The 20,380-nt window shown below is 62.7% G+C and carries 18 protein-coding genes, 1 tRNA gene and 1 other RNA gene; 5 read left to right on the top strand and 15 right to left on the bottom strand.

Annotated elements, in window-relative coordinates; genetic code table 11:
- Window positions 1–194 (top strand): hypothetical protein (locus tag QO034_RS13870; protein WP_284486138.1); only part of this gene is annotated, 194 nt, incomplete at its 5' end.
- Between the two features lie 557 nt (window positions 195–751).
- Here QO034_RS13870 and QO034_RS13865 read toward each other — a convergent pair.
- The 14 genes from QO034_RS13865 to QO034_RS13800 all read right to left on the bottom strand — a co-directional run bounded on the left by QO034_RS13865 (window position 752) and on the right by QO034_RS13800 (window position 15,678).
- A tRNA-Ser gene (locus QO034_RS13865) sits at window positions 752–841 on the bottom strand.
- Window positions 842–923: 82 nt separating this feature from the next.
- The gene (locus QO034_RS13860) at window positions 924–3,251 is read right to left on the bottom strand and encodes a DUF3772 domain-containing protein (protein ID WP_284486137.1); all 2,328 of its coding nucleotides are present in this window, start codon (window positions 3,249–3,251) and stop codon (window positions 924–926) included.
- A 5-nt stretch (window positions 3,252–3,256) separates the two neighbouring features.
- A complete protein-coding gene (locus QO034_RS13855) occupies window positions 3,257–4,291 on the bottom strand; it encodes a cysteine synthase A (RefSeq protein ID WP_284486136.1) in 1,035 nt (344 codons plus the stop codon).
- Window positions 4,292–4,369: 78 nt separating this feature from the next.
- The gene (locus QO034_RS13850; RefSeq protein ID WP_321170011.1) at window positions 4,370–5,482 is read right to left on the bottom strand and encodes an NUDIX domain-containing protein; all 1,113 of its coding nucleotides are present in this window, start codon (window positions 5,480–5,482) and stop codon (window positions 4,370–4,372) included.
- Window positions 5,483–5,511: 29 nt separating this feature from the next.
- On the bottom strand, window positions 5,512–5,952 hold the full coding sequence (locus QO034_RS13845) for a TrgA family protein (RefSeq protein WP_284486134.1): 441 nt from the start codon (window positions 5,950–5,952) through the stop codon (window positions 5,512–5,514).
- 16 nt (window positions 5,953–5,968) lie between these two features.
- Window positions 5,969–7,177, bottom strand: coding sequence for an SAM-dependent methyltransferase (locus tag QO034_RS13840; protein ID WP_284486133.1), 1,209 nt, complete (start codon window positions 7,175–7,177; stop codon window positions 5,969–5,971).
- A 58-nt stretch (window positions 7,178–7,235) separates the two neighbouring features.
- Complete coding sequence (locus QO034_RS13835) at window positions 7,236–8,675, bottom strand: cryptochrome/photolyase family protein (RefSeq protein ID WP_284486132.1); 1,440 nt, start codon at window positions 8,673–8,675, stop codon at window positions 7,236–7,238.
- A gap of 46 nt (window positions 8,676–8,721) precedes the next feature.
- On the bottom strand, window positions 8,722–9,954 hold the full coding sequence (locus QO034_RS13830; RefSeq protein WP_284486131.1) for an aminotransferase class V-fold PLP-dependent enzyme: 1,233 nt from the start codon (window positions 9,952–9,954) through the stop codon (window positions 8,722–8,724).
- A gap of 96 nt (window positions 9,955–10,050) precedes the next feature.
- Window positions 10,051–11,685, bottom strand: a complete 1,635-nt coding sequence (locus QO034_RS13825) for a BCCT family transporter (protein ID WP_284486130.1) — start codon at window positions 11,683–11,685, stop codon at window positions 10,051–10,053.
- Between the two features lie 36 nt (window positions 11,686–11,721).
- A complete protein-coding gene (locus QO034_RS13820; RefSeq protein WP_284486129.1) occupies window positions 11,722–12,150 on the bottom strand; it encodes a universal stress protein in 429 nt (142 codons plus the stop codon).
- A gap of 237 nt (window positions 12,151–12,387) precedes the next feature.
- Window positions 12,388–13,380: an acryloyl-CoA reductase gene (gene acuI, locus QO034_RS13815; protein WP_284486128.1), complete on the bottom strand. Its 993-nt coding sequence runs from the start codon at window positions 13,378–13,380 to the stop codon at window positions 12,388–12,390.
- Window positions 13,381–13,751: 371 nt separating this feature from the next.
- Window positions 13,752–14,267 (bottom strand): DinB family protein, encoded by a 516-nt coding sequence (locus QO034_RS13810; RefSeq protein ID WP_284486127.1) that lies wholly within the window; start codon window positions 14,265–14,267, stop codon window positions 13,752–13,754.
- Complete coding sequence (locus QO034_RS13805) at window positions 14,267–14,902, bottom strand: DUF1326 domain-containing protein (RefSeq protein WP_284486126.1); 636 nt, start codon at window positions 14,900–14,902, stop codon at window positions 14,267–14,269. The genes QO034_RS13810 and QO034_RS13805 overlap by 1 nt, the downstream gene beginning before the upstream one ends.
- A 14-nt stretch (window positions 14,903–14,916) precedes the next feature.
- Window positions 14,917–15,678: a DUF2182 domain-containing protein gene (locus QO034_RS13800; protein ID WP_284486125.1), complete on the bottom strand. Its 762-nt coding sequence runs from the start codon at window positions 15,676–15,678 to the stop codon at window positions 14,917–14,919.
- Window positions 15,679–15,753: 75 nt separating this feature from the next.
- Here QO034_RS13800 and QO034_RS13795 point away from each other — a divergent pair, with 75 nt between their 5' ends.
- On the top strand, window positions 15,754–16,563 hold the full coding sequence (locus QO034_RS13795; protein WP_284486124.1) for a FadR/GntR family transcriptional regulator: 810 nt from the start codon (window positions 15,754–15,756) through the stop codon (window positions 16,561–16,563).
- Here the strand turns inward: QO034_RS13795 and QO034_RS13790 are convergent.
- Window positions 16,494–17,183, bottom strand: coding sequence for a DUF6629 family protein (locus tag QO034_RS13790; protein ID WP_284486123.1), 690 nt, complete (start codon window positions 17,181–17,183; stop codon window positions 16,494–16,496). The genes QO034_RS13795 and QO034_RS13790 overlap by 70 nt on opposite strands.
- 143 nt (window positions 17,184–17,326) lie before the next feature.
- On the opposite strand from QO034_RS13790, the gene ssrA reads away from it, so the two are divergent.
- The 3 genes from ssrA to chrA all read left to right on the top strand — a co-directional run bounded on the left by ssrA (window position 17,327) and on the right by chrA (window position 20,380).
- Window positions 17,327–17,672, top strand: a transfer-messenger RNA (tmRNA) gene (gene ssrA / locus QO034_RS13785).
- Between the two features lie 223 nt (window positions 17,673–17,895).
- Window positions 17,896–18,327 (top strand): ester cyclase, encoded by a 432-nt coding sequence (locus QO034_RS13780; protein WP_284486122.1) that lies wholly within the window; start codon window positions 17,896–17,898, stop codon window positions 18,325–18,327.
- A gap of 823 nt (window positions 18,328–19,150) precedes the next feature.
- Window positions 19,151–20,380: a chromate efflux transporter gene (chrA, locus tag QO034_RS13775; protein ID WP_284486140.1), complete on the top strand. Its 1,230-nt coding sequence runs from the start codon at window positions 19,151–19,153 to the stop codon at window positions 20,378–20,380.

Genomic DNA, 20,380 nt, shown 5'->3' with positions numbered 1-20,380 from the left:
CATCTCGGCCATTCGGGCCGACAGATACGCCGAAATCGCCTGCGTCAACAGCTGAGGTGCCCCCGCAGGTCCGCCCCGGCACAGAAATCGGCGAAGCCGAAGCGGTAGTTCAGACGATCCTTGACATGATCCTCATCAGCTTTGCGCAATTCTGCTGTGAATGCGATTTTCATTGTGCCGTTTGCCTCTCTTGAACTGAGTAGTACCAACAGCACTGGGCGCTGACTCCTTCCTAACGGAACAGCATCATTATGTGGCCGTCAGAACCTCAGATGATGGCTAGGAGGTCGAGAGGCGGAGCCCGCCATCTTGATCCGCCAAAGCAGGCAAGTTTCCAAACTCGTCCTTTCGGCCGGGAGCCGTCGATCGCTCGTCGTGGGCCAGCTCTGCTGGTCAAGTCGTCAGTTGAGCACCTCGTCACGAAATCAGGGTTCGCCTGACTCCTTGTGGGCACCCAAGCATTCACGGGTTTGCGCCTCCTGCATGTTCGATCTCCGTTCCGCTCGATGGCGATGGAAACAGGGCACGCAGTTTTGGCGGGGCTGCGAGTCAGGCCATTGGAAAGGCGAGGAAATTTTCGACCGAACCGGAACCGGCGCGGTTCGCCCGATCAGAGACGAGAGGCCATTCAGAGACGGAAATCGCCGTGCCCTTGCATCTTAGCGGTTCGGCCCCATCCGGCAAACCCCTTTGAAAACAGGGAAAATTCCGCCGCGGGCGGACGGCCTGAACGGGTTCGAAAGGGTGATAGTGGCGGAGAGACAGGGATTCGAACCCTGGAGACGGTCTCCCGCCTACACACTTTCCAGGCGTGCGCCTTCGACCACTCGGCCACCTCTCCGTGAGGTCGCTATGTGCCGGATCATTGCGGCTGATGCAAGCAGGAAAATCATGGTGCGAAGGCTGTGCCGCGGCGAAAGGCATCAGGCCGTGTCTTCGGATGGACGCGCCTGCAATACCTCCGGGTTGCGCAACCAGACATCGCGCTGCGCGAAGGGAATTTCTATACCTTCCTCGGCGAACCGGCGCGCGATTTCATGGTTCATGTCGGACTTGACCGACAGCACCCAGTTCACGTCCCGCAGGATCGCCCGGATCTCGAAATCCAGCGAGTCGGCCCCGAAGCCCTGGAAGACGACGTTCGGGGAGGGATTGGCCAGAACCATGGGATGCGCGTTGGCGATTTCCAGGAGCAGTTTCTCGACCCGTTTCGTATCGGTTCCATAGGCGACGCCGACGGGGGCGATGACCCTGCCGATGGTGTTGCCGCGCGTATAGTTGGTCACCGTGCCGCTGATGAGATCCGAGTTCGGGACGATCACGTCGGTCCGGTCGAAAGTCTCGATCCGGGTGGAGCGGACGGAAATGTCACGGACATAGCCCATCAGGCCACCGACCTCGATCCAGTCGCCCTTGGAAATCGGTCGTTCCACCAGGAGGATGATGCCGCTCACGAAATTGGACACGATGGTCTGGAGGCCGAAGCCGATGCCCACCGACAGGGCGCCGGCAACGATGGCGAGGGATGACATGTCGATCCCGGCTCCGGTAATCGCGACCAGCGCCGAGAGAAACACCCCGACATAGCCGACACCGGATACGATCGCGTTCTGGCCGCCGGGGTCAATCGCGGTCTTCGGCAGAAGATTGGTGCGCAACCCGCCCTGAATCAATTTCGTCACCGAATAGCCGATCGCGAAGATGGCCGCGAAGGTGATGAAGTTGACAGGCGATATGGTCACGCCGCCGATGGTGAACCCGGCGATGAACTTTTCCCACAATTCGACCAGGTCGGTAATGCGGGCCCCCCAGAAGACGGTCAGGATCGGAATCGCGACCACGGTCAGCACGAACCCGGCGACGACGGCGAACAGGGACTCTCTTGCATCTTCACCGGACCCTGTCAGCCAGCCATAGAAATCGCACAGGAAACGCTGAAGTATGATGAACGCAGAGATGAGAAAGAGCGTCTCGATCGCCGGGTAGATGATGGCTTCGGCGGCGTTCATGAAGCCCAGAACCGCGAGGATCGGAGAGGCCATCGCGACCAGCGTCACGCCGCGCCGCAATCCTACGACCATCTTGGATACGCCGAAGGTCTGGACGGCGGCATCCCCGGTGCCCTCATCGGCCAGCCGGCGGTTCATCGCGATCCGCTGCAGCTGCAGCAGGATCAATGCGGACGCCAGCACGGGCCAGAACGCCACGAAGGCCCGCGACGCTTCCGAAAGGTTCTCGACCTGTTCATAGAACTGGATGGCTCCATGCAGGATAAGCATTACGGCCAACAGAACGATAAGCAAGCGGGTCTCAGTCCGGTGGTATGGCTTTTGAAACTGCAACTGAGAGACGGATTCGTTGAAGACGATCTGATCCGCCAGCCATTTGAAGGTGAGATAGATCAGGCTCCATTTCGGAATTTCGGCCAGCAGAAGCTGCCCACGCTCGCCGGCAAGACCGCTGAGCATCATCGTCACACAGAGCAGAAGAATCCCGATAAAGGGCAGCACGATGCGCGCGAGCGAGACGACGAAGCTCCAGATGCCGGAACCCTTGCCGCCAAATCCGCGCAGGTAATCGCCCAGCCGCTGCGACCACTTTGGCCCCTTCACGATCAGCAGTATCCCGATCAGCGACATCCCGATCAGGGCCGGCAACGTACTTGTCAACGCGGCCCGTTTCTCCTCTGACTGCCAGGCGGCGCGCCTTTCCCCGGCCAGGGTGCCGATGGCCCGGTTGATGTCGCCGATCGCCTCGGGCCAATGCGTCACGTTCAGGGGCGACGGTCCTCGCGTCAGCAGTTGCGACGCCCGGCGTTCGCGAAGGATCCGGTCGATCTCGCTGATCAGGCCATTGGCGCGATTGAAGGCTTCCTCGGACACGACCCTCGGCACGCGCAGGGCGTCCAACTGGTCTGTCAAAGACTGACGCAGCGCCGCGATGTCTTCCGGTTCCGTGCCGCTTTCCGGGACCGGACCAAGCGCATCGAGCTGCGATTGCAGGGTCTTGATCCTGTCGGCATTCTGATCCCGACCGGCAAGGAATCTTTCACGATACCCGGCAATTTCGGTGCGCAGCGTTTCGAGTTCGGGGGTCGGAGCTTCCGCCGATTCCACGACCTTTTCCGCCTCGTCGGCGGTCTTGATCCACTCCGCTTGAATGTTTCGGTCTTCCGGAGACACCTGGGCCAGCGCCAGACCGGCCCAGATCGCCAGGCTCCCGGCAATCAATATGCGCAACAGGAGGCTCATCCGGATCATACGTCCTGAAACACACCCGGAATGCTGGCGGGCGCGCGGGTCATCCAGTCCGGAACAGGCAGGTCCTTCTCCCGCAGGAAATCCGGGTTGAACAGCTTGGACTGATAGCGGGTTCCGTAGTCGCACAGGATCGTCACGATGGTGTGCCCCGGCCCGAGATCCCGCGCCAGGCGAACGGCCCCGGCGATGTTGATCCCGGTGGACCCGCCCATCACCAGGCCTTCTTCGCGCAAGAGATCGAAGACGATCGGCAGCGCCTCTTCATCCGGAATCTGGTAGGCAAAATCAGGAGTGAAACCTTTCAGGTTCTCGGTGATGCGGACCTGCCCGATGCCTTCGGCGATGCTGCCGCCTTCCGCGACCAGTTCGCCCGTCGTGTAGTATGAATACAGCGCCGCCCCCATCGGATCCGCGAGAGCGATCCTGACGCCCTTGGGCTGAAGCACCTCCGCGACCCCGGCGAGCGTGCCGCCGGACCCCACGGCAGAGACGAAGCCGTCGACCCTGCCTTCGGTCTGGGCCCAGATTTCCGGCCCCGTGGTTTCCACATGCGCCTGCCTGTTGGCCACATTGTCAAACTGGTTTGCCCAGATCGCGCCATTGGGTTCTGTCCGTGCGAGTTCGTTCGCCAGGCGTTCGGAATAACGCACGAAATTGTTCGGATTCCGATAGGGAGCCGCAGGCACCTGCACCAGTTCCGCGCCCGCAAGGCGAAGCATGTCCTTCTTTTCTTCACTCTGGGTTTCCGGGATGACGATCACGGTCTTGAACCCCATCGAAGCCCCCACCAATGCCAGACCGATACCGGTGTTGCCCGCCGTGCCCTCGACAATGGTGCCGCCCGGTTTCAGCGTGCCGCGTGCGACGGCATCGCGAATGATGAACAGGGCGGCGCGATCCTTGACCGACTGCCCCGGATTCATGAACTCCGCCTTGCCCAGGATCTCGCAACCGGTTTCTTCGCTGACGCGCCGCAACCGGATCAGGGGTGTATTTCCAACGGCTTCGGCCAGGTCGCGTGCAATGCGCATTGTCGGTTCATCCTTCTTGTCAGGCTCCGGTTTAACGCCGCGCCCGGCCGACCTCAAGCGGTGGACGACATGCCTGCGCTATTGCCCGGACCGCAACCGGTCACGATGCCGTGCGAGCCACAGCGCCGTCGTGACCAAAGGCATGTCCCGGCAAAGTCGGTCATCGACCCTTTGCATCAGCTCGTCAAAGGCGATCACGGCGCTTCGGATATCTTCGCCGGCGTCGACACCGCCAAGCCCGGCGGCAGTATCGGGCAGATCCGTCACGCCGATGAAAAGATACAGGTATTCGGTGGACGATCCGGTGCTCGAATACATTTCTCCGGCCGGTTCCAGATACCGAAAGGCGAGATCCGCCTCTTCCAATGCCTCTCTGCGCGCGGCCTCTTCGGCGGTTTCGCCCGGTTCCAGCGGACCGGCGATCGGCTCCCAGACCCAAGGCATCTGATCTCCCGCCATGAAAACCGGCGCCCGGAACTGTTCCACCAGCAGAACGGTGTCGAGACGCGGATCATAGGGCAGCACGACCGCCGCCTGCCCCACGGCCAAGGCCGCGCGGTTCACCACCGGTCCCATCCGCTGATCATACCGGCGCACCCGAAGGTCCATTTCCTCGACTGCGAAGAAATTGGCGTAGGGCCGCTTGTGGGCAAGCACGGTCACATCCCCGGCCAGGTCCCGCACAGTGTCCGGCACCCTGTTCCGGGCGGCCACGACCGCCGCGGCACGGCGCCGTATGCCGGCGAACCCCGCCGCGATCTCCGCGCCGGTCTTGCGGCCATGCCAGGCCATGACCTCGCGCGCGGCCTGGATGCTGATCCCGGCCCATTTCGCCGTCCAGTCCGGCAGGCTCCAGTCATCTTCGGTGTCCCACAGGCCCGGTTTCGGAAAGAACACCTGCGCCGTGGTTGGCGTTCCATCGTCGTCGGTCACGTCCAGTGTCACCAAATCGAAATCGAACCCGGATTCGTAGAACCGCAGCCGCGCGATGTCCTGTTCCGTCAATCCGCGCACCAGAAGACCCGGTGCCGTTTCACCGGGCGCCGCGATCAGCGTGGGGAAAGGTTCGCCGGGAACGGACCGGACGGCATGATCCGCCAGCCGTGCGGGACATCCGTCCAGCCGCTCTGGAGCTTTGCCGAGCACGATTTCAAGCAGCGGCGTATGCCGCAGCGTTCCATAGAAGAACAATGACGCCAATTCCCCTGCCCCGCGCCTGTCTACCGCCACCGGCGCCAGGCGAATTCCGTCGCCAGCCCGGACAGGACGCCGCCGATCACGAGCGTGGCGATGATCGTCGGCGTGATCAGGATCATCGCATAGTCCGCCGCGATCTCGAAAATCGCCAGAACGGCCTCGAACGGACCGTCGAACCGGTTCCGCATGGCCTGCCGCATCATTTCATAGACGCCTTGCACGAACAGCCCCCAGAACAGCAGTGCCACCACCCCCGTCAACCCGTTGTTGATGCCCGGCGTCACTCCGCGCCCTGCCCGCTTGCCCACGACGATCCAGCCGACCAGACAGCCCAGGAGAACATTGACATGGCTGAAATATCCGAATCCCGTGCCTTCGGGCATCAGGGGCATGATAAGTCCGGACAGGATGAAGGCGAGCAGCGCGAGGCTGACCGCGGCGACGAGACGTGCTGCATTGGGCATCGGGTCTTTTCTGGTCCTACGCTGGGCGTGTCACCGTTATCTGTGTCACGTCCGTGTTGGAACTGTCAAAGGCTGCGGCACAGGCCGTCAGGTAGAAATTCCACATCCGCCGGAAGCGATCATCAAAACCGAGCTGCGCGATCTCGTCCCAGCGGTCGTTGAAGGTTTCGTGCCACCGGCGCAGGGTCAGATCGTAGCTGGCGCCGAACTCGACCGATTTGGCGACACCAAGACCGGCCTTCTCGATCTGCTGGCACAGGGCTGTCGGCGAGGGCAGCATCCCGCCGGGAAAGATGTATTTCTGGATGAAATCCACCCCCCGCTTATAGACCTCCCAACGCCTGTCGGCGACCGTGATGATCTGCAGCGTCGCGTTTCCGCCCGGCTTCAGACGGTCTCGCACCGTCCTGAAATAAACCGGCCAGTATTTTTCACCCACCGCTTCGAACATTTCTATGCTGGCGATCCCGTCATAGGTTCCAGTTTCGTCCCGGTAATCCTGTAGCTTGAAATCCACCATGTTCTTTAGTCCCGCGTTTTCAATGCGCTGGACGGCATAATTGAACTGCTCCTCGCTGATGGTCAGCCCGGTGACGCGCAATCCCCGTTCCTTTGCCGCATATTCGGCGAACCCGCCCCAGCCGCATCCTATTTCAAGAATATGGTCGCCCGGCTGCACGCCCATCTGATCGACCAGGTGCGCATATTTTGCGATCTGGGCCGCTTCGAGGCTTTCCTGCCCGGTGGTGAACAGGGCGCTCGAATAGGTCATCGTGTCGTCCAACCAAAGCCGGTAGAAATCATTGCCGAGATCGTAGTGATACGAGATGTTTTTCCTGGCCTGCCGGCGGTTGTTGCGTTGCAGCCAGAACCGCAACTGTTCGTAGGCCCAGACCAGCTTCATCCCCGGAAAACCGTCGTAGATCGGTTCGTTGCCCTGATGCACAAGGTCCATGAAGGCCTGAAGGTCCGGCGTGCTCCACCAGTTGTCCAGATAGGCGTCGCAGAACCCCAGATCGCCCTCCCGGATCAAGCGTCCGAAAAGATCGGGATTGTGCACGTCCAGTTCCGCCACCGGGCCGGGATTCCCGCCCTCGGCCCGGAATATTCGACCGTCATCCAGCTTAATGTCCAGGCGGCCATGTTCAAGCCGCTTGAGCATTTCCATCACCTGCACGAAATATCTGGGCAGGTTGCTTTGCCCCTGTGTCGACGTCAGGATCATCCGCGTGCCCCCATGCGGTTTCGGGAAAAGGTTAATTTGTCTGGAATGATCAGGCAAGTCAGGTGTTGAAAATTCGTTGGAAGTCCCTGTTCTCATAGGCATTCAACGCCGCCGCCCGACCGTCTTCAGGTGTGACGACCGGTTCCGGATAGGCATCGGACGCAGACAGGCCCCAGTGCCGCGGGATCGCATCGAAATAGCTGAGCGCGGTTTCTGACGGATCGCTCTGCCCCTCGGCGATCCAGCGCCGGACATAACCGCAGCCGCGGTCGAACCTGTCAAGCTGCGTCACCGGGTTGAACACCCGGAAATAGGGCGTGGCGTCCGGCCCCGATCCGGCCGACCACTGCCAGCCCATGGCATTGCTCGCCGGGTCCCAGTCGATCAGCGTGTCGGCGAACCAGTCCAGACCGATCTTCCAGTGACACATCAGATGTTTCGTCAGGTAGCTCGCGACGATCATCCGGCCCCTGTTGTGCATCCGTCCGGTCACGTAAAGCTCGCGCATGGCGGCATCGACGAATTCGATACCGGTGCGCCCCTGTTTCCAGGCCAGCACTTTGGGGTCTTCCGGGTCGGTGCACCATGGAAACGCATCCCAGTCGGGCTTCCAGTTCTCGGTCAGAATGCGCGGCGTGTGGTGCATGAGATGGTAAGCGAATTCGCGCCAGACCAGTTCCTTGAGAAAGGTTTCCGCTCCGGCCTTGCCGTCCTGACGCGCCCGCAGTCCGGCGTGCCAGCAGCGATGGGGGCTGATTTCCCCGAGACTGAGGTTCTCCGACAATCCCGAGGTTCCATCCTCTGCCGGGAAATCCCGTTTCTCCCGATATTCAGCGATCCCGTCCTCAGTGAAATCGCCCAGCCGATCCAGGGCAGCCGCCTCGCCGAGACGCACATGCGGCCGCACCACTTCGGCGCCCCGGTTCATGCCCATTTGCAACTCCCAGTCCCCGAGGTTTTCGGACGCGGGCCAATTTTCCGGTGCCGGGATGGAGCCCGGCTCCGGCATCGGCGGGTCCACGTCGATTGACGTGACCGCCTTCCACATCGGGGTGAAGACCTTGTAGAAACCGCCCGTCCGGGTTTGCACTGTCCACGGTTCGAACATCAGGTGCCCGCCAAAGGACCTGGCCCTGATCCCCTGCTCTTTCAGCGCGGATTTGACCCCGACATCCCGCGCCACCGACTCCGGGTCATAGAGCCGCGACCAGTAGACCGCCGTCGCTCCGGTCTCCGAAACCAGGTCTCGCAGGCAGTCCAGCGCCTGCCCGCGCCGCAGGATCAGACGGCTGCCGCGCGCCTTCAGGGCGGCATCATAGGCTTGAAGCCCGAGACCGAGCCGCCATTTCGGGGCCGCCTTCAGGGAGTCCGCCAGATCGTCGAGGATGAAGACCGGGATGACCGGACACCCCTCGCCGCAGGCGGCGGACAAGGCCGGATGGTCGCTCAGGCGCAGGTCGCGCCTGAGCCACAACAGGACAGGTGAAGTGCCGCTCATATGTCCCCGCGCGTTTCAGGTGATACGGAGGCGTCGACCGAACGGATTAAAGAACGCGGTCCAATGCATTCAAAAGTTGATCGATTTCCGCCCTGCTTGTGTAATGGGTGAAACTCAGCCGCAAGACGCCGAGTACGGGATCGACGCCCATCGCCGCAAGCGGTCGCCCGGCGTAGAAATCGCCGCCGCCCGCCATGATGCCGTCCCTCGCCAGGTCAGCCGCGACGTCGCCGGCATTGCGGCCAAGCGACAGGGCGACTGTCGGCGCCCGCCGCGTCGCGTCGGACGGGCCGATCAGGCGCACGGCATTGCGGTCCCTGACCGCATCCAGAAGCGGTTGCAGCAGCGCCGCCTCATGGGCGCGCATCAGGTCATGCACGAACATGCCGCGATCGGACTCCTTGCCCTCGGGGCCGCCGTGATGATCGCAGAGCGCATCAACATAATCCGCCATGCCGGCGCTCGCGGCGATCTGCGCATGATCCGGTCCGGCGGGCGTGAACCTTTTGTAGAGCGTGCCGCCGTTGAAGAAATGCCCCTGATTGGGCAGCAGATCCCCAAGCGATTTCCGGATTACCATCAGGCCCTGATGCGGGCCATAGGTCTTGTAGGCCGAGAACAGGTAGATATCGGGTCCGAGCCGTCCGACATTGGGGAACCCGTGCGGCGCATAGGACACCCCGTCGACGCAGACGAAAGCCCCCGCCGCATGGGCCATCGCGGTGATTTCCGTCACCGGGTTGATTTCCCCCACCACGTTGGAACAGTGCGGAAAACAGACCAGCCTGACGGATTCGTCCAGAAGGTTCTCAAGATCGCCGGTGTCGAGATGCCCGGTGTCCGGATCTATCCGCCATTCCCGGATCTCGATGCCTTTCTCCGCCAGTCGCCGCCACGGCCCGGTATTGGCCTCGTGATCCTGGTTGGTGACAACGATGGCCTCCCCCGGCTGCATCCACTGGCCAAAGGCCTGCGCAAGGACATAGGTGTTCTGCGAGGTGCTCGGCCCGAAGCTCAGCTCTTCCGTTTCCACGCCAAGAAGCGCCGCGATGCGGGTGCGGGCCTCGTCCATCTCCTCCCCCGCCAGCCGGCTTGCGGCGTAAGGGCCATAGGGCTGGACCTTGCGTTGCGTATAGTATCGCGTCAGCCGGTCGATCACCGGCCGGCAGGTATAGGACCCTCCCGCGTTCTCGAAAAACGCCTGCCCCTGCAAGGACGGCTCTGCAAAGGCCGGGAACTGCGCGCGCACGAAATCCACATCCAGACGGGTTGCCGCCATCGATACCCCCAATATTCAACAGGCCCCGGCGGTATCGCCGGGGCCTGTGCATTCTTTGGTCAAGATCGCCCCGGTTTCAAGCCGGGAATGGCGGGTTCAACGCGCCTCTGTCTGCAAGCCCTTGAAAATCGCCCAACACATCAGCAACAGAACAAGCGTGAACGGCAACCCGGTCGAAATGACCATGGCCTGCAACGCCGCCAATCCGCCGCCCAGCAAGAGCACGATGGCCACGGCGCCTTCGAAGACGCACCAGAACACCCGCTGCGGCACCGGGGCGTCGACCTTGCCGCCCGCCGTGATCGTGTCGATCACCAGCGACCCTGAATCCGATGAGGTGACGAAGAACACCACCACCAGGATGATCCCGACAAAGGACGTGATCGACGCCAGGGGCAGCTCGCCGAGCATCTTGAACAGCTTGAGCTCCAGCGGCGCGTCCTGGGCGCTGGTGAACCCGTCCGCGATCACCTGATGGATGGCCGTGCCGCCAAAAACGCTCATCCAGAGCACGCAGACCAGCGACGGAATCAGCAGAACGCAGACCACGAACTCGCGCACCGTGCGGCCACGGCTGACGCGGGCGATGAACATGCCGACGAAGGGCGACCAGCTGATCCACCAGGCCCAGTAGAACGCCGTCCAGCCCTGGCTGAAATTCACATCCTCGCGTCCGAACGGGTTGGACAGGGCCGGCAGGTATTCGACATAGGCCACAAGGCTCGCGCCGAACCCGGTCAGAAGGACCACGGTCGGGCCGACCAGCAAAACGAAGATCAGCAGCAGGAAGGCCATTCCCATGTTGATCTCGGACAGCACCTTGACCCCGCCATCCAGGCCGCGCACCACCGAAACCAGCGCGACGGCAGTGATCACGGTGATCAGGATGACTTCGGTGGAAGAACCCACCGGGATTCCGAACAGTTCGTTCAGCCCCGCATTGGCCTGCGTGGCCCCAAAGCCGAGAGAGGTCGCGAGCCCGAACAGGGTGGCGAACACCGCCAGAGTGTCGATGACATGCCCGGTCCAGCCCCACACCCGTTCCCCGAATATCGGATAGAAGGCGGACCGGATCGTCAGGGGCAAGCCCTTGTTATAAGTGAACAAGGCCAGCGCCAGCGCCACGATGGCGTAGATCGCCCAAGGATGCAGGCCCCAGTGAAAGATCGTCGCCGCCATGCCAAGCCGCACGGATTCAGCCTCGTCCCCGGCGGCAGCGCCCAGAGGCGCCCAGTCGGTTCGCGCGCCGCCCTCCATGGCAGTGCCCCCGAAGGAGGTCGAGAAATGGCTCATCGGTTCGCTGACGCCGTAGAACATCAGACCGATCCCCATGCCCGCAGCGAACAACATCGCGAACCAGCCGATGTAGGAATAGTCCGGCGTCGCCTCCTGCCCGCCAAGCCGGACCGATCCCCAGGGCGACACGATCAGGAACAGGCAGAACAGGACGAAAAAATCCGCCGACAGCAGGAAGAACCAATCGAAACTGGATGTGACCGCCGGTCGCAACCAGCCGAACAGCGTGGCGGATTGTTCCGGCAAGGCCAACGCATAGAAAACAAAGGCGACGATGGACAGGCCCGACACAAGAAAGACCGGGTTGTGGATGTCGAAACCGAACGGGCCGACGCTGCCCTCGACATTGTCCTGTCCGATCTCGTAATCCGTCTCGATGATGTCCGAAGCGCCCTCGGGTTCGGGTATCCCCTGATTGGTAGTGTCGTCGGTCATTTCGACCTCCTGTTGGTTTCGATCCGCTTGCTGCGGTTATTGTGCTTCGTCCTCGCGAACGACCATGACGGAGACACCGGCATGCCGGGCCATCTTGCCGCCATGGGATGGAACCAGAAACTCGCCGATCCCCGGCACATGGCTCGCCATCACCACGAGGTCGGCCCCGGTCTCCTTGCGAGCCTTGAGCAGGGTGTCGTCCAGGTCGACGGCCGGATCGTGGCTGATCATGGCGTGGGACGACACCGACAGGCCATGCGCCGCGCCCTCGCCCTGCGCGAACGCCTCCAGCTTGGCCGCGAATTCCTGCGGATTGTGCGCGGTCGGTCCGGGCGTCGGCGCCGTGACAGCGACATAACAGACGTCCGCGCCGTAATGACGGCCAAGATCGGCCGCCACATCCAGCGCGCGCCGCAAACGGGCCGCATGGACCAGATCGACTGGCACCATGATTTTGGTGAACACGGGCTATTCCTCCTTTTGCCAATGCCAAGCCGTTGCAAAACAACGCAACGTGCAGGCCTGGGCGCCCGGTTCCTGGACCGCGCGCAGCCAACCCGACGGATTGGCTTCATACCGGTAACGTAACGTCACAATCGGGAGGAACGCAACCAAGCGCGACGGTTCACGCTTCGGTCGCGACCAACGACGGCACCGGACAGAGGGTGCCGCCGAAGGTCTTTCCGGCGCTGCCGGCGCGTGTCAGGCGTTCACGTCCACCACGACACGCCCCTTGACACGGCCCTTGAGAATGTCGGCCCCGAGGCCCGGCAGATCGGTCAGCGTCGCGGGCTGAACCATCGCTTCCAGCTTGTCCATCGGAAGGTCGCTGGCGATGCGTTGCCAGGCCCGCAACCGGTTGTCATAGGGCTGCATGACGCTGTCGATTCCGAGCAGGTTGACACCCCGCAGAAGGAACGGGATCACCGTCGCAGGCAGGGCGGCGCCACCGGCCAGACCCACAGCCGCCACCGAGGCGCCGTATTTCATCTGCCCCAGGACGCGGGCCAGCATCGCGCCACCGACCGCGTCCACGCAACCGGCCCAGGTTTCGCCCTCCAACGGGCGTTTCACCGTTTCGTTGATCTCTTCGCGCGCGACGATCCGGCTCGCGCCCAGGTCGCGCAGGTAGTCCGCGGTTTCCGGACGCCCGGTCACGCCGGCGACCTCATGGCCGAGATGCGCAAGGACCGCCGTCGCCACCGAGCCGACTCCGCCGGCAGCACCGGTGACCAGAACCGGGCCATGGCCCGGTTCGAGCCCGTGGTCCTCCAGCGCCATCACCGCCAGCATGGCGGTTAACCCGGCCGTGCCGACCGCCATCGCCGACCGCGTGTCCAGTCCGGAAGGCAAGGGCACCAGCCAGTCCGCGCGCACCCGCGCCTTTTGGGAATATCCGCCCCAATGCGCTTCGCCCACGCGCCAGCCGGTCAACACGACCTTGTCGCCGGCCTTGTATCTCGGGTCTTCGGACTCCTCGACCGTGCCCGCGAAATCGATCCCCGGAACATGCGGATACTTGCGCACCAGACCGCCTCCGGGGCCGATGCACAGACCGTCCTTGTAGTTCACCGTCGAATAGTCGACCGCCACCGTCACCTCGCCATGCGGCAGGTCATCGAGGCCCATCTGCTCGACCGCCCCGGTTGTCTTTCCGCTGTCTTCGTCCTTGCGAACCACCAATGCATTGAACATGATCATCTCTCCTTCCCGGGCGCATCCGCCCTGCTTCATCTTTGCCCAAATACTCGCGCCGCCGACCCTCGCCAAAAGCGCCTAAAGCCAGAATATCTCTGAACCGCAACCACGCGGCTTTTCCGTTCATCCGGATCTCAAGCTCCGCGCCCGGATCCCAATAAGCCGTCCGCACCATGCCGACAGCCGCCGTGGCCCCGTCGCAGAACCGACCTGGACCCGCATATGGTCCTTCAGGTACCGGAAACCGGCCCGGATGCAGTCGACAACAGTCGGCAGCGGCATCCGCTTGCAGACCGTGTCGGCGGACAGGCCCGCAGCTTCGACCCCGTCCGGGAAAGCTGTGCCCCGCAACCTCCGCGACGGAGAGATCAACGCCATCCCGCATCCTCCGGCATGAAAACCAGGTCGCTGACCGCGCCGGCGATCCCCGCCGCGGTCATCATCGCATGGACCTGACCGCGATGGTGGGTCTGGTGGTTGAACATATGCACCACGCACAGCCCTCTCGGTCTGGTGACGGTTCGGCCCGTCGCGCCCGAATGCCAGGTCAGATCGCCTTGCAGATCCAGGTTGCGCAGCGACTTTGCCCACAGACGGATTCGCCCGTCCAATGGGAACCGCGCGGCATTCCAGGCCGACAGCGTCGGGTGAAGCGCCGGACTGCCCGCGATCCCTCCCGGAGGGGCGGCGCCGCCGTCAAGGCGCGCCATCCACATCTGATCCCCCCAGAGCAGATGGTTCAGCGTGCCCAGGATCGACCCGAAGAACGCCCCGCGATCCCGCGTCAGATCCTTGGTATCCAGCCCGTCCAGGGTCCGGTAAATCTGCCGGTTCTGCCAGGCGTTGTACTGCGCCATCTTGATGCAAAAGGCGCGGTCGATCATCACTTTGGCCCGTGCCAGTCGATCTGACAGATTTCCGCGCTGCGGCCATCGAAATCCCAGACCCGGCCAAAGGCGCGCACCCGTCCCTTGGTCGCCGTCGCAACCGTGATGTCCGGCCCCATCCAGTATTCCGTATTCGTGACAACGATATCCTTGCCATCCTTGCCACCGACCGGCACGACGGCCCCCTGGATCTTGCGGCCCACCTGAAGACGGCGTTCGTTGCCATGGGTTTCGAACACGACCTGTTCCCGTTCGGCCCCGAGAAACTCTCCGACCAGGATACCGAACAGCCCCGTCGTGCCACGCGCCGCCCCGGAGAAGATGTTTGACAGCGCCTCAAAGGCGTCGTCGGATGCGCGGTCGTCGATGAAGGCGGCGGCTTTCCAGTTGCCGCGCCCCATGTTGCCGGGAATTTCCAGAAACAGGCCGACGTTCAGCCCGGACAGATCGGTGTCGCCATACTGCCCCTCATCGATCCTGACTCCGGCCCAGGCCTGACAGTGCCCCTCGGTCGGCGGGTGTTGTCCCAGCGAGACGACACACGGACAGAAGACCGTGCAGTTGCAGTTCAGGATCAATTCTCCCTTGATCGTCCAGGGAACGGTTCCGACCGCCAGTGAATCCAAAGCCATGTTTCTTCCTCCGATCAAATCACACCCGTCGCTGTTCCCAGCGCGGCAAGACACAAGATTACGCCAAGAGGCCGGGTAACGAACCGGCCGATTTCCGGCAGTTTCTCCAGCACCATGATCAGGGTGGCGAGCCCCATGAAGGCAAGGTTCATCACCCCTCCGACAAAGCCCAGAAGCATCAGCGCCCAGCAACAGCCGATACAGACGGCCCCCAGGCGCATTCCATTGCGCCACGGCCCCTCGTCCCAGTGCGCCATGAAAAACGCCAGCGGGTGCCGGCATTTGCTCAGGCATGATTCCTTGGCCGGCGAAAACTGGTAAAGCCCCGCAAGTCCCAGCAACAGCGCTGAAATCGGTGCCGCGAGTTGCTGCCCCAGCGGATCCAGAGCCCCGGCCCGAAACAGCAGCATCTGCGCCCCCGCCGCCGCAACCGAGAACCCCAGCCAGACCGTCAGGTATCCGCCGACAAGCCTTGTCATGCTGGTCCTGGACGTCGCCCGGCCAATGTCGTCATAAGTGGACAGCGCCGGAAGGGCTGTGGGCACCATCATCGCGGTGGACATCAGCGCCCACATCAGGATCATTCGCACAAGACCGGCCGCATCCGGGGTCAGCGTGCATAGATCGGCCCAGAAATCCCGGCCATAGATCGCCCCCGCATCGCGCAGTTCGGCCGGAACGGCCATCAGGTACAGCAGCGCCCAGGCAGCCAGGATCAGGCCGAACAGCGCCAGCCATCGCGGCGCCGACATCGTTCTGACCAACTGCAATACCATGACTCCCCCGGAGACTCACCTCTTGCGTTTTAGATGTCAGACTTTTAAATGTCAGACAAATGAAAAGTGGTTTCCATGAAAATCGATCCCAACAGTCCGGCAGATCTTTCCGCTCAGATCGCGAACGCGATCCGCGACGCGATCGTGGACGGCACCCTGATCGTCGATGAACGCCTGCCATCGGAATCCGAACTTGCGGATCACTTCGAAGTGTCTAGGCCGACGGTGCGCGAGGCGCTCAAGCGGCTGGCCGCCCAGTCGCTGATCCGGACCCAGCGCGGCGCCAGCGGCGGCGCCTTCGTGAACCGGCTGAGCTATACCGACGCCTATTCCCAGCAGGTCACGACATCGACCCTGTTGCTTTCGATGAACGCGGTCAGCTTCGAAACCGCCTGCGAGGCCCGCTACGCGATGGAGCGCGCCTGCGCGCCCCTGTCCGCCCGCCGCCGCAGCGCGGATCACCTGGCGACGATGCGCACCGAAATCCACCGCCAATCGCAACCGGGTTTGACCGACGAAGCCTTCTGCGCCAGCGACGTCGCCTTTCACCGGGCCCTGGTGGATGGCGCCGGCAATCCCGTGCTGTCCTACCAGCTTGCCGGGGCTGTCGAGGCCATGCAGCCTCTGATGAACATGATCACCTTCACGGCCCGCTCGCGAGAAGCCATCGTCGCCCTGCACACGACCATCGCCGAAGCGATCGAGACACGGGACGAAGACGCGTCGATTGCCGCGCTCAGCGCCCTGGAAACCGAGACCCTGGGGCTGGCGCGGCGCGTCTTTGCCGCGCGGTCCGCCGGAACACCCGCTGCGTCTCATCCGGACGACGGGGAATCCCACGCCCCTGAACCACGCTTCAAGCCCCGGAAGACCACCAGTATATAAGCAGACAGGATCGCGGCCATGAAACACCAGATCGACGTGAACGCGTAGCTGGCCACGAGAAAACTGATCAGCACGGATGCTGCGATCAGGTATCCGAAACGACGCAGGTCAAGGCGGCTCGACGCCATCAGGGGAATGCAGATCACCATCGCATAGAGAACCCGCAGCAATTGCTTCGCCATCTCTCCGTGAAACAGGAGATCGCCGGTATAGACCAGCGAGTTGCGCACCAGGGTCACGGTCAGGCCGTCCGGGTTGGCCAGAACCGGCAGATACAATACCGCGCCGAAAACGATCCCGACCAGCGCAAGCGCGGTGAAAACCCTCCGCCGAAGACCGTCGGGCTCGATCAGGCAGGCCGACGCCGGGACCCAGACAGGCCAGAACCAATAGGCAAAGAACAGGAAGACCAGCGCCGCTGCAGACAGAGGCCATTCCGATGGCGCATCGATGCCCAGCCACACGATCGCCTCGAAAGCCTGCTGCACACCGAAGAACAGGGGAAAACACGCGATGCCGATCCGTCGCCGGTCGGTGTCAAGCGCCTGCCTGATGGTCACGATCCCGCAGGGCACAAGGGTCGCTGCGGCGGCGAAACTTGCCGTGGCGGAAAAACACATGTCAGTCCCTCCTCGCCCAAACGGTTGCAAGTGTAGGCGAAATTTCCGAAAGGTGCCAAGACCAAGACTTTGCGCACCGGCGAACCAGCGCAGGGCATGTGGCCGGAATGCTGGCGGAAAAACTTCGCGCTGACCCGCTGTGAGTGATTGAAACCCGAAGGTTCTGTGCTTAATATCAGGATGTCCTTCGGGACTATGGACATAAACGCGCTCGTAATAAGCGGATCGGACCCGGGGGCGGTACCCGGCGGCTCCACCAAAATCCTTCATTTGGGGATCATGGGGCCGAAACAGGATCGACGAACGTCTAAAGGGGTTAGCTTTGTCTCGGCGGGGTGCCACCGTATCGGCCCGAACAGTACAATTGCAAATGACAATCGTGCTCCGGTTGCCGTTGCTGCGTAAGCAGTAACCAGACCGAAACTTAAGCCCTTGCGCCTAGCAGCGTAAGGCGGGGTCCGCAGGCACCTGGCAACAGAAGCCTGCACTTTATCGCCCCGCTGCAAACCATTGGGAAAAGACGTTCTGCCGGGTTTGGACTGCGCAAGCAGGGCGGCACCCTTCGCGCGGGAAACCGGATGCTCGCGAAGCCGGTTCCGGCAGGCAGTCGAAAATGTGTCAGCCAATACGGATCATTTTATGAAAGGGGCGCATTCATTCAGCATTTGTTCATCGCCGCCACGCTAGATTTGGCTCAGCTTTGGAGGTGCAGATGACCCGATCCGAACGATTGCTGAATTTTTACCAGGATGTCTGGGTCCACAAGGATCTTGATGCCATTGACCGCTATTTCGCCCCGACGGCGCATGCCGACGGGCTAATCCCCCAAATGCAGTTCTCGCCACAGGACTTCCGCGACCTGGTGATGGCTGTGTCAAATCTGCTGGGTGACATCGAAATCGACTGTCCCGTGATCGTCGAGAACGGTGCCTGGGTCGCGGCGCTCGTGCGGGCGCGGACCAGCCGGGCGGATACCGGCGCGCCCGTCGAAGTGACCGGCCAGACCATGGTCCGGTTTGAAGGCGACCAATTGGTCGAAGCCTACAATCAGTTCGATTATGTGTCTCTCTTCGAACAGTTGGGCCAGTTTCCCGTCGACACGGTTCCGGTGTGCATGACGGGTCAGCGCATGACCTGGGATTGACATCCGGCTGACGTCAAACGGATCGTCGCCCGGCTGCACCGGCCGCTTGGCGCCGTTTCACCATCCAATTTCCGAAATGCCGGATTCCACCGGACCGGTCCTGTTTGCAGAGGGCCGCGGATTGCCGCTGAATATCCCGCCAATGGTGCCAGCGGGATTGAATGGACCGCGCCGGGTCACGAGAAAACCGGGAACTTCGCGAAGAACCGACGCTGCGTTCGGGATGGCGCGGTGACGTGGAACCTCCTGCAAAATCCCTGCGCCCCTGGAGGGAGGTTGACAGCAAACAGCGGCAAGGAACGCCAATGCGCCGCGGAACATGCGGGCTGTCTCGGCGGGTGCCGCCAACACGCTTGCTGAAAGGCCGGAAATCTGAAAGCAATCGCGTCAAGCCTGTAAGGACAGCAGCAATCATGTCGCCACACCCGTCCGAAGGGAAATCGGCCACGCAACGGCGGCGGCCCGGCCACGGGGAAGGCGGCAGAGTTCACAGGCCGCGACATTCTGCCCCCCAATCTTCGCATCCCAGGCCAAACAGATGTTCCGACCTTCCTGCGCCTCTTCGGTCGGGTCCTCCTGGCCAACGGACGCAGACCAATGCGCAACGACACCCGTCGGCACCGGGCGGACTTGGCATCCAGCAAAGGTTTTGCGGCCATTTGGGATCTGCAAATGCCTCCGGCCAGGACCCCCTCGCGATCCGGGGTAATGCGAATGGCCCGCGGGAAACCTGCCGAACCGGAGCCAATTACAACCTGGCAATGCGGCCGGAGACAGGCGATTGAGCGATAACGCGAACAGAAATACGTCGACCAAAGGCGAGATGTTTCGCGTTTTCGGACGCATAGGGCTGTTGTCCTTTGGCGGGCCTGCCGCCCAGATCGCGCTGATGCACAAGGAACTGGTCGAGGACCGCAACTGGCTGGACGAACAGACCTTTTTGCGCGCCCTGTCGCTGTGCATGCTGCTGCCCGGACCCGAAGCGATGCAACTGGCAACCTATGCCGGGTGGCGATTGCGCGGAACCGCCGGAGGTCTGGTCGCCGGCGGGCTTTTCGTTCTGCCTGGCGCACTGGTCATCGCGGGTCTGGTCGGGCTCTACGTCGGCTATGGCCAGCTTCCCCTGGTGCAGGCGGCGTTCCTGGGCATCAAGGCCACCGTCGTCGTGATCGTGCTTCAGGCCCTGGTCAAGCTTTCGGACAAGGCCCTGATCGGCCCGTCGGCCTGGGTCATCGCGGGATCGGCTTTCCTCGCGATCTTCGCGTTCGACCTGCCGTTTCCACTGATCGTGGCCCTTGCCGGGCTTTGGGGTTTTGCAAGCGCCAACTCGAAAGCCGCGCCCGAAGCGGGACACCCCTTCGCACCCGGTGCAGCCCTGCGCACGTCCGGTATCTGGCTGACCCTGTGGTTGGGTCCGCTGATCGCACTGAGTGTGACCGGCCCCGCGCTGTTGCGTGATATCGGATGGCTTTTTGCGAAGCTGGCCGTGGTCACGTTCGGTGGCGCCTATGCGGTTCTGGCCTACCTGACGCAAACGATCGTCCAGGATTACCGGTGGATAGACACGGCACAGATGATCGACGCCCTGGGGCTGGCGGAAACCACGCCCGGACCGCTCATCCTCGTCACGCAGTTCGTCGCCATGCTGGCGGGTCATCAGGCCGGAGGATGGCCGCTTGCCCTGGCGGCGGGAGCCGTTGCGCTCTGGGCAACATTCATACCCTGTTTTCTCTGGATCTTTCTCGCCGCCCCCTATCTGGATCACCTTTCCGGCCGCCCACGGCTGTCGGCCGCATTGCGGGCCATCACGGCGGCGGTGGTCGGCGTCATCCTCAATCTTACAATCTGGTTCGCGATGCATGTGTTCTTTGACAAAATCGTCGAACGGACCGTCGGTCCGATGTCATTTCCGCAGCCTGATGTTCTGTCTCTGAATCTGCCGGCGCTCGGCCTGACGGGCCTGGCGGCGGTTGCCCTGATGCGCCTGCGGCTCGGCATGGCGGCCACGCTTGCGCTGGCGGCGCTGGCCGGCATGCTCAGCCATCTGGTGTGA

Origin of the sequence: Sedimentitalea xiamensis, from assembly GCF_030164465.1 — a bacterium.
In the GTDB taxonomy this organism is placed as follows: Bacteria; Pseudomonadota; Alphaproteobacteria; order Rhodobacterales; family Rhodobacteraceae; genus Sedimentitalea; species Sedimentitalea xiamensis.
Note: the sequence above shows the minus strand (reverse complement) of the source record. Positions and strands in the feature narration are given on the sequence as shown.

Coding starts and splice junctions, on each gene's coding strand:
- QO034_RS13860 (WP_284486137.1), bottom strand. CDS start 3,251: ATGAGCCTCCTGTTGCGCATATTGATTGCCGGGAGCCTGGCGATCTGG.
- QO034_RS13855 (WP_284486136.1), bottom strand. CDS start 4,291: ATGCGCATTGCACGCGACCTGGCCGAAGCCGTTGGAAATACACCCCTG.
- QO034_RS13845 (WP_284486134.1), bottom strand. CDS start 5,952: ATGCCCAATGCAGCACGTCTCGTCGCCGCGGTCAGCCTCGCGCTGCTC.
- QO034_RS13840 (WP_284486133.1), bottom strand. CDS start 7,177: ATGATCCTGACGTCGACACAGGGGCAAAGCAACCTGCCCAGATATTTC.
- QO034_RS13835 (WP_284486132.1), bottom strand. CDS start 8,675: ATGAGCGGCACTTCACCTGTCCTGTTGTGGCTCAGGCGCGACCTGCGC.
- QO034_RS13830 (WP_284486131.1), bottom strand. CDS start 9,954: ATGGCGGCAACCCGTCTGGATGTGGATTTCGTGCGCGCGCAGTTCCCG.
- QO034_RS13825 (WP_284486130.1), bottom strand. CDS start 11,685: ATGACCGACGACACTACCAATCAGGGGATACCCGAACCCGAGGGCGCT.
- acuI (WP_284486128.1), bottom strand. CDS start 13,380: ATGTTCAATGCATTGGTGGTTCGCAAGGACGAAGACAGCGGAAAGACA.
- QO034_RS13810 (WP_284486127.1), bottom strand. CDS start 14,267: ATGATCGACCGCGCCTTTTGCATCAAGATGGCGCAGTACAACGCCTGG.
- QO034_RS13805 (WP_284486126.1), bottom strand. CDS start 14,902: ATGGCTTTGGATTCACTGGCGGTCGGAACCGTTCCCTGGACGATCAAG.
- QO034_RS13800 (WP_284486125.1), bottom strand. CDS start 15,678: ATGGTATTGCAGTTGGTCAGAACGATGTCGGCGCCGCGATGGCTGGCG.
- QO034_RS13795 (WP_284486124.1), top strand. CDS start 15,754: ATGAAAATCGATCCCAACAGTCCGGCAGATCTTTCCGCTCAGATCGCG.
- QO034_RS13790 (WP_284486123.1), bottom strand. CDS start 17,183: ATGTGTTTTTCCGCCACGGCAAGTTTCGCCGCCGCAGCGACCCTTGTG.
- QO034_RS13780 (WP_284486122.1), top strand. CDS start 17,896: ATGACCCGATCCGAACGATTGCTGAATTTTTACCAGGATGTCTGGGTC.
- chrA (WP_284486140.1), top strand. CDS start 19,151: ATGTTTCGCGTTTTCGGACGCATAGGGCTGTTGTCCTTTGGCGGGCCT.